This is a genomic window from Neisseria sp. P0001.S005 (assembly GCF_051963715.1).
In genome coordinates, this window is sequence record NZ_JBQCTZ010000144.1 from 1 (window position 1) to 8,848 (window position 8,848).

Annotated in this window: 8 protein-coding genes; 2 read left to right on the plus strand and 6 right to left on the minus strand. The window is 48.3% G+C overall.

The genetic code is table 11. The features are described 5' to 3' along the window. Positions 1-119: 119 nt before the first annotated feature. Positions 120-719, minus strand: a complete 600-nt coding sequence (locus tag ACTHSP_RS14630) for a Maf family protein (protein WP_049350612.1) — start codon at positions 717-719, stop codon at positions 120-122. 14 nt (positions 720-733) lie between these two features. Then, the gene (locus tag ACTHSP_RS14635) at positions 734-1,273 is read right to left on the minus strand and encodes a gamma carbonic anhydrase family protein (protein WP_049350611.1); all 540 of its coding nucleotides are present in this window, start codon (positions 1,271-1,273) and stop codon (positions 734-736) included. A 237-nt stretch (positions 1,274-1,510) separates the two neighbouring features. Here ACTHSP_RS14635 and ACTHSP_RS14640 point away from each other — a divergent pair, with 237 nt between their 5' ends. Next, positions 1,511-2,389, plus strand: coding sequence for a DMT family transporter (locus ACTHSP_RS14640; RefSeq protein ID WP_049351469.1), 879 nt, complete (start codon positions 1,511-1,513; stop codon positions 2,387-2,389). 52 nt (positions 2,390-2,441) lie between these two features. On the opposite strand, the gene lepB is transcribed toward ACTHSP_RS14640, so the two are convergent. The 3 genes from lepB to ACTHSP_RS14655 form a co-directional block, all read right to left on the minus strand. Then, positions 2,442-3,461: a signal peptidase I gene (gene lepB, locus ACTHSP_RS14645; protein ID WP_049351468.1), complete on the minus strand. Its 1,020-nt coding sequence runs from the start codon at positions 3,459-3,461 to the stop codon at positions 2,442-2,444. After that, positions 3,461-5,254 carry a translation elongation factor 4 gene (lepA, locus tag ACTHSP_RS14650; RefSeq protein ID WP_049351467.1) on the minus strand — a complete coding sequence of 598 codons (1,794 nt, stop codon included), beginning with the start codon at positions 5,252-5,254 and terminating at the stop codon, positions 3,461-3,463. The genes lepB and lepA overlap by 1 nt, the downstream gene beginning before the upstream one ends. A gap of 132 nt (positions 5,255-5,386) precedes the next feature. Next, positions 5,387-6,088: a 5'-methylthioadenosine/adenosylhomocysteine nucleosidase gene (locus tag ACTHSP_RS14655; protein WP_049351466.1), complete on the minus strand. Its 702-nt coding sequence runs from the start codon at positions 6,086-6,088 to the stop codon at positions 5,387-5,389. 203 nt (positions 6,089-6,291) lie between these two features. Here ACTHSP_RS14655 and ACTHSP_RS14660 point away from each other — a divergent pair, with 203 nt between their 5' ends. Then, positions 6,292-7,422, plus strand: coding sequence for a PilT/PilU family type 4a pilus ATPase (locus ACTHSP_RS14660; protein WP_049351465.1), 1,131 nt, complete (start codon positions 6,292-6,294; stop codon positions 7,420-7,422). Positions 7,423-7,495: 73 nt separating this feature from the next. Here the strand turns inward: ACTHSP_RS14660 and ACTHSP_RS14665 are convergent. Beyond that, a partial coding sequence (locus ACTHSP_RS14665) for a dihydrolipoyl dehydrogenase (protein ID WP_440346338.1) occupies positions 7,496-8,848 on the minus strand: 1,353 nt, incomplete at its 5' end.

The window sequence follows — 8,848 nt, forward strand, 5'->3', positions numbered from 1 at the left end:
CGAAGCGTTTCCGGGCCTTATGTTCTTTCATATCTTTCTTCAAGCAAGCTGTTTAAGGCAGTATTGTAACTGAAACAGGCGTTTTTGTCGGCACGCTTTCAGACGGCATTTGCCTAATTTTAAGCAAACGGCGGCGCTTCCAAACCCAAAGATTTCAGTAGTTGCGCGGTCTCATAAACCGGCAAACCCATTACGCCGGTAAAACTGCCCTGCAAATGCTCGACAAATACGCCTCCCAAGCCCTGAATCCCATACGCACCGGCTTTATCCATCGGCTCACCGCTGGCAACATAGGCTGCAATCTCCTCAGCCGTCAACGTTTTAAAGCGCACTTCGCTCGTCTGCACCACATCATGGCGCACGCCTTGCCAGTAAACGCATACAGCCGTCAGCACTTGATGCGTCCGTCCGGACAAACGTTCCAGCATATCGACCGCATCCGCTTCGGATTCCGGTTTACCCAAAATAGCCGCACCATCCGCCACCGTCGTATCCGCCGTCAATACAGCAAACTCAGGCTCTTGATCATGAGCAGTAAACCATTGAGCCACCGCCGCCTCATTTTTCTCGCAGGCCATACGGCGCACATACTCTACTGCAGCTTCGCCTTCTTTAGGGGTTTCATCAATATCCGCAGGAAGGCGGCGTACTGTGAAACCCAAATTTTCCAAAATCTCACGACGGCGCGGACTGCCCGAAGCCAGATAAATTGCGTTCATTGTATTGGTTTTCCTTATTTTGAAATTTTATGCTGGCCGGACAGGCGGACATAATGCGCAGAGGAATACGTCAAAAATTCCTTTTCCTCATCCGTCAGCGGACGCACTTGTTTCACAGGAGAGCCAACGTATAAAAAACCGCTTTCCAAACGTTTGCGCGGCGGCACCAAACTGCCTGCGCCTATCATCACATCATCTTCGACAACCGTATCATCCAAAATAATCGAGCCCATGCCCACCAACACACGATTCCCAATTCGGCAGCCATGCAGCATGACCTTATGCCCAATCGTCACATCATCGCCGATAATCAAAGGCGAACCGTCGGGCTTCGCCGCATTCTTATGCGACACATGCAAAACGCTACCGTCCTGCACATTGCTGCGCTTGCCGATAGAAATACTGTTCACATCGCCGCGCAATACGGCATAAGGCCATATCGATACATCTTCCGCCAGCGACACTTCACCAATCACTACCGAAGTCTCATCTACAAAACAAGACTCATCAACCGACGGCACATAATCCAAAAACGCACGAATAGGGTTTGCCATTTCCAATATCCTTTTCTCAAAACCAAAACTGATCAGGCCGTCTGAAAACACGGCGTAAAACGATTTTATACTACAACAATACGAAATCAAGCCAGAAAATCATCAAAAGGCCGTCTGAAACAGTTTTCAGACGGCCTTTCATCATAAACCCTTTATCTTAGCTTACCACTATTTATCATTAGCGCCCCAACTATATTTTATGGAATAATCGTCTTCATTTCATTCTTGGAGAAGCCGATGGAGACACGTTCGGGAAATTATGCAGCACCCCTGCTGGTCGTCGGCTGCGTCGTCTTCGGCTTGGGCAGTTTGATCGTCAAATTTGTCGATGTCGGCTCTTACGCCATCGCATTCTGGCGCTTGCTGATCGCCGCCCCTATATTCTTCCTACTCGGGCGTTTTTTCAGACAAAAAATGCCCACGAAAAGAAAAACGGTTGGCTACGCAATCTTATCCGGCGTTTTCCTCGCATTCGACCTCGCACTTTGGCACGAAAGCATTCACGCCGTAGGCCCCGGCATTTCCACCTTGCTCAACAGCCTGCAGATTTTCTTTTTAGCCGCCATCGGCTTCTTTTTTTATTCAGAACGTTTAAGCGCCCTGCAAATTTTAAGTTTGATATTGGCCACCATAGGCGTAGCCTTAATCGGCAGCCCAGAGTTCGGTCATAACGACAATGCCGCATGGGGATTTGTCAGCGGCGTAATGTCCGGTGCCATGCTGGCCCTGTCTATGGTCTTTGTACGCAAAACCCATGAGCAGGAAAAAGTCGGTTTGTTTCCGCTGATGATGATTTTAAGCTTCGGCGGCGCAATGGCGCTGGTCATCCCATCTCTACTATTCGATGCCGCCCATCTATACCCCAAAACTTTAAACGATGTGATTCTAGTCTCCATCTACGGCATCGTCATGCAATGCTTTGCTTGGGCATTAATTGCTTACGCCATCCCGCTTTTATCCTTGTCACTGACCGGCCTCCTACTGCTCTCCGAACCAGTCGCCGCCATGTTGATCGATTATTTCTGGCTGGATAAACCGATTAATACCGTCCAATGGAGCGGCGCCACTTTGACTTTATTGGCGATTTATTTAGGTTCGTTAAAAGACAAAAAATAGATACAAAAAGGCCGTCTGAAAAATTTCAGACGGCCTTTTAATCTGTTATTGCTTATTGGATACTGGTACCAATACGGCTGAGTTCGCCAAAGTTCATCCAAACGAAAAAGGCTTTACCGACGATTAGTTTGTCATCAACAAATCCCCAGTAACGAGAATCGGCGCTATTGTCGCGGTTGTCGCCCATCGCGAAATAACGGCCTTCAGGAACTTTACAGATAAAGCCATTACCGTCTTCTGCATATTCGCAATTTTCCAAACCGCTTGTTTCAAGCGAGTAATTGCTTTCAGGCATCACTTCGGAGATGTATTTGTTCAATACAGCAATAGATACGGAAGGTTGACCGGCCTCTTTGACCACATCAAAGTTTTTGCCGTTTAAGGCCGTATGAAAACGCTCAAGCGTATGAATCATAGACGGATCGGTATCATCTGCGTATTGATAATTGCCGTTTGGTTTTTCGGAAATAATTTCACCGTTAACAGTCAAAACCTTATCACGGTATTCCACAACGTCGCCCGGAATACCGACGATGCGCTTGATGTAATTCATCTCAGGCTGAAGTGGATAATTGAACACCACGACATCGCCTCTGGCAATGTTGCCGACAGGGATAATGACCTTATTCAAAATCGGCAGGCGGATACCGTAAGAAAATTTGTTCACCAAGATAAAATCGCCTTTTACCAAGCCCGGACGCATGGAGCTGGACGGAATTTGGAACGGCTCGGCAATAAAGCTGCGCAACACAAAGATAACCAAGATGATAGGGAAAAAGCCGCCCATATAGTCGGTAAAATGCGCATTGTCTTCGCCGGTCTCGCTTTTTTTCAGACGGCCTTTATGGATTGCCCAAACAATACCGGTGAACACGACAAACACCAGCAATACGGCGGTAAAGCTCATAAATTCGGACAAAATGCCGAATACGCCGACCATGCACAAGAGATAACTCCATTGCAGGCCGGAGCTCCATTCGCCGTTTTCCTGACGCTCTTTACTGCTTTTGAAGTTGAGGACCAAGCCGGCCAGCAGTACAACGATTGCGCCTAAAGTCAGATTTATACTCATTATTTATCACTCACTTGCAGAATCGCCAAGAACGCGCTTTGCGGGATTTCCACGTTGCCCACTTGTTTCATGCGGCGTTTGCCTGCTTTTTGTTTTTCAAGAAGTTTTTTCTTACGGGTAATATCGCCGCCGTAACATTTCGCCAAGACGTTTTTACGCAGGGCTTTGACGTTTTCGCGGGCGATAATCTGGCTGCCGATGGCGGCCTGTACGGCAATATCAAACATCTGGCGCGGAATCAGTTCACGCATTTTTGCTGCCAGCTCGCGACCGCGGTGAACGGCGCTTTGACGGTGGACAATCAGGCTCAGGGCATCGACTTTTTCGCCGTTGACCATAATGTCGAGCTTGATTAAATCAGACGGTTGGAACTCTTTGAAATGGTAGTCCAACGAAGCATAGCCGCGCGAAGTCGATTTAAGCTTATCGAAGAAGTCCATGACAACTTCGTTCATCGGCAAATCATAAGTCAGCATGACTTGGCGGCCCATGTATTGCATATTAACCTGAACGCCGCGCTTTTGGTTACACAAAGTCATGACGTTGCCGACATATTCCTGCGGCACAAGAATGGTTGCAGTGATAATCGGCTCAAGAATGGTTTCGATGGTGCTGATTTCAGGCAGTTTGGACGGGTTTTCAACTTCGATTTTCTCGCCGTTTTTCAACACGACTTCATAAACCACCGTCGGCGCGGTGGTAATCAAGTCCATGTCAAACTCGCGTTCCAAACGTTCCTGCACGATTTCCAAGTGCAGCAGACCCAAGAAGCCGCAACGGAAGCCGAAGCCCAATGCTTGGGAAACTTCAGGCTCAAATTTCAACGAAGCATCGTTCAGCTGCAATTTTTCCAGCGCATCGCGCAAAGCTTCGTAGTCGTGGCTTTCCACCGGATAAAGGCCTGCAAATACCTGGCTTTGTACTTCTTGGAAGCCGGGCAACGGCTCAGAGGCAGGGTTGGCAACCAAAGTAACCGTGTCGCCGACTTTCGCCTGTCCCAATTCTTTTACGCCGGTAATCAAAAAGCCTACTTCGCCGGCTTTGAGTTCTTGTTTTTGAACCGATTTCGGCGTGAATACGCCTAGCTGCTCAACCTGCGTTTCCGCCTTGGTGCTCATAAAGCGCACTTTGTCTTTCAGCTTGATGGTGCCGTTTTTCACTCGAATCAGCATGACCACGCCGACGTAGTTGTCAAACCACGAATCGACGATAACGGCTTGCAACGGCGCATTTTCATCGCCAGTCGGCGCAGGGATTTTGGCAACGATTTCTTCCAAAACATCTTCCACACCAATGCCGCTTTTGGCAGAACACTGCACCGCGCCAACGGCATCAATGCCGATAATGTCTTCAATTTCCTGCTCCACGCGCTCGGGTTCTGCAGCAGGCAAGTCGATTTTGTTCAAAACAGGCACAACTTCCACGCCCAAATCAATCGCGGTGTAGCAGTTCGCCACAGTTTGCGCTTCCACGCCTTGCGATGCGTCAACAACCAAAAGCGCGCCTTCGCAAGCCGACAGCGAACGGGATACTTCATAAGAGAAGTCGACGTGTCCCGGAGTATCAATCAGATTGAGCTGATACACCTGCCCATCGCGTGCTTTATAGTTGAGCGCGGCGGTTTGCGCTTTAATGGTAATGCCGCGCTCTTTTTCGATGTCCATGGAGTCGAGCACCTGCGTACTCATTTCGCGCAAATCCAAGCCGCCGCAGTATTGGATAAAACGGTCGGCAAGCGTCGATTTACCATGGTCGATGTGGGCAATAATGGAGAAATTCCGTATGTTTTTCATATTGTTATTAAGATAAATGCAATTAAAGTCGGAAAGGCCGTCTGAAAAAACAGGGATTCGGTTTTCAGACGGCCTTAGAATAAGGTTGAATCGTTCCGTATTCTAACGGAAATTCAACGTTTCTGCATGATTTTATAGCGATTTGACAATCTCGGTCACCATCTTCGCAGAGCTGACGGCCGCTGTTTTCAAAAACTCTTCAAAGCTGATGTCCGCTTTCTCATCTGCCGAATCGGATACGGCGCGAATAATCACAAACGGCACTTCCAACTGGTGACAAGTCTGCGCAATCGCCGCGGCTTCCATTTCCACTGCTTTTACGTCAGGGAAATGGCTGCGGATTTCCACAACACCTTCGCTACTGTGCACAAAACGGTCGCCACTGACGATCAAGCCTTGCGTTACGGACGTACCTTCAAACACTTGCGCCGCCTTTTCTGCTTGGCGAATCAAGTTCTCATCCGATGCAAACACAGCAGGAAGTTGCGGTACTTGCCCCCAAACATAACCAAAAGCCGTTACATCAACATCATGATGCGCCACAGTTTCGCCGATAACCACATCGCCAACCTTCAGGCCCTTGCCCAAACCGCCTGCACTGCCGGTATTAATAACACAATCCGGTGCAAACTGATGAATGACCCAAGAAGTCGAAACCGCTGCATTAACCTTACCGATACCGCTCAAAACCAATACCATGCGTTTTCCGGCCAACTCGCCTTCATACGCAGAGAATTTACCGAAGGACACATGCTTGACATTAGCCATGCTTTCACGCAAAAGCTCGATTTCCTGCTCCATTGCGCCGACCACGGCAATTGTTTGTACTGACATCTCGTTACCTTTCCATTCACTAATCGGGCAACATTATAACAGCAGAATTTAAAATCACAGGGATACTGAAAAATCTGCTATATTCCCAGAACGACACTCAATTTAAAACAGATTGACGCTCGAGCTGGCAAACAGCAAATAATGGTTGCTTCTGTTATAATTATTCTCAATGAAATAACTTAATATTAACTATCTGAATTCTTATGTTTGACGAAAATACTCCGGGTGCAAAAGAAGAATTGTTCGCTTGGCTACACCATATGAACACATACAAAGGCTCCGACCTTTTCATTACCACCAATTTCCCGCCAGCCATGAAAGTGGACGGCAAAATTACGCGACTGAGTGATGAGCCGTTGAGTGCTGAAAAATGTATGGAAATCGCTTTTTCGATTATGTCTTCCAAACAAATCGAAGAATTTTCTTCCACCAACGAATGCAACTTCGCCATCAGCCTGCCCGATACCAGCCGCTTCCGTGTCAATACCATGGTTCAACGCGGTGCAACTGCATTGGTGTTCCGCTCCATTACCAGCAATATACCTAAATTTGAAACGCTTAATCTGCCCCCTATTCTGAAAGACATCGCCCTCAGAAAACGCGGCCTGATTATTTTTGTCGGTGGTACAGGTTCGGGCAAGTCCACTTCTCTCGCCTCCCTTATCGACTATCGAAACGAAAACAGCTTCGACCACATTATCACCATCGAAGACCCGATTGAGTTTATCCACCAACACAAAAACTGCATCATCACCCAACGAGAAATCGGCGTAGATACCGAAAATTGGCCGATTGCGCTGAAAAACACCCTGCGCCAAGCACCGGATGTTATCTTGATTGGCGAAATCCGCGACCGCGAGACCATGGACTACGCTATTTCCTTCGCGGAAACCGGCCATTTGTGTATGGCGACACTACATGCCAACAATACCAACCAAGCGCTCGACCGCATCATCAACTTCTTCCCCGAAGAGCGCCGTACCCAGTTGCTGACAGACTTGTCGCTCAACCTGCAAGCCTTTATTTCACAAAGACTGATTCCCCGTGAAAGCGGACGGGGTCGTGTGGCGGCGGTCGAAGTTTTGCTCAATTCGCCGATTATTGCTGACTTGATTCAAAAAGGCGAAGTCCACAACATCAAAGAAATGATGAAAAAATCAACCGGCATGGGCATGATCACTTTTGACCAAGCCTTGTATGATTTGTATGAAAACGGCGATATCAGCTATAAAGACGCTATTAAAAATGCCGACTCCCCCCATGACTTGCGCCTAGACATTCAATTACGAAGCCGTCGTGCGCAAAATGCCGGTCCGGATTTAGAATTGATTTAACAGCTTCAAAGCATAGAAAAGGCCGTCTAAAACCTTACTACGAGTTTCAGACGGCCTTTATTCCATCAAATAATCAAGCCTGTTTCAGTTTTGCATCGGCATCACGCAATGCAGTACGCAGACCTTCCTCGATAACCGGATGGTAGAACGGCATATCCAGCATTTGCGGAATCGTCATCTTCATTTGATGCGCCCAAGCCATCAAGTGTGCCAAATGTTCGGCAGCAGGACCGACAACTTCCGCACCAATGAAACGGCCGGTCGCTTTCTCAGCATACAAACGCATATGGCCTTTGTTGACCAACATAACGCGGCTGCGGCCTTGATTTCGGAAGGAAATCTCGCCGATGACAAACTCATCAGGCTGATATTTCGCCGTAACTTGCGCGTATTTCAAGCCGATAGTGGCAATTTGCGGACTGGTGAATACCACGCCGATTACGCTACGGCGCAAACCGCCCTCAATATTCGGGAAAATAGCGGCATTGTGGCCGGCAATTTTGCCTTGGTCGGAAGCTTCATGCAGCAGAGGCAATTGATTGGACGCATCGCCTGCGATAAAGATATGCGGAATGCTGGTTTGCATGGTCAACGGATCGGCAACAGGCACGCCACGCGCATCTTTTTCGATATTCAGGTTTTCCAAACCGATATTGTCCACGTTCGGACGGCGACCGGCGGCAGCCAAAGCATATTCGGCATGGAACACACCTTTTTCGCCATCTTGTTCCCAATGAACTTCAACATTACCTTCTGCATCCAATTTGACTTCGGTTTTGGCATCCAAATGCAAAGTCAACTCTTCACCAAAAACGGTTTTGGCTTCTTCAGCGACAACAGGATCGGAAATACCGCCAATCGCACCGGCTACGCCAAAAATCTCAACTTTTACGCCCAAACGGTGCAAAGCCTGACCCAACTCTAAGCCGATTACGCCAGGGCCGAACACGGCCACACTCTTAGGCAAGGTATCCCAAGAAAAAACATCATCGTTCACAATCAAGCGATCGCCCAAAACTTCCCACTGTGGGAAAATCACAGGGCGCGAACCGGTGGCAATCACAAAACTTTTTGCAGTAATTTGAGTGTGGTCATCAATTTGGACGGTGTGTTCATCAACAAATTTTGCCGTACCCATAATACGCTTGTCGGCAGGCCACTCTTCTACATCGCTGACTACAAAACCGACAAAACGGTCGCGTTCGGACTTCACGCGGTGCATGACTTCTTCGCCGTTTACCGTTACGCTGTCTTTATCCAAATGTACGCCAAACGGATCGGTATGCAGAGCATGATGGCGCGCTTCCGCAGCCGCAATCAGCAATTTGGACGGCATGCAGCCGACACGTGCACAAGTTGTTCCGAATACATTGTTTTCAATCAGGTAAACATTGTCTGTATGAAGTCGGGCATTGCGAAATGCGCC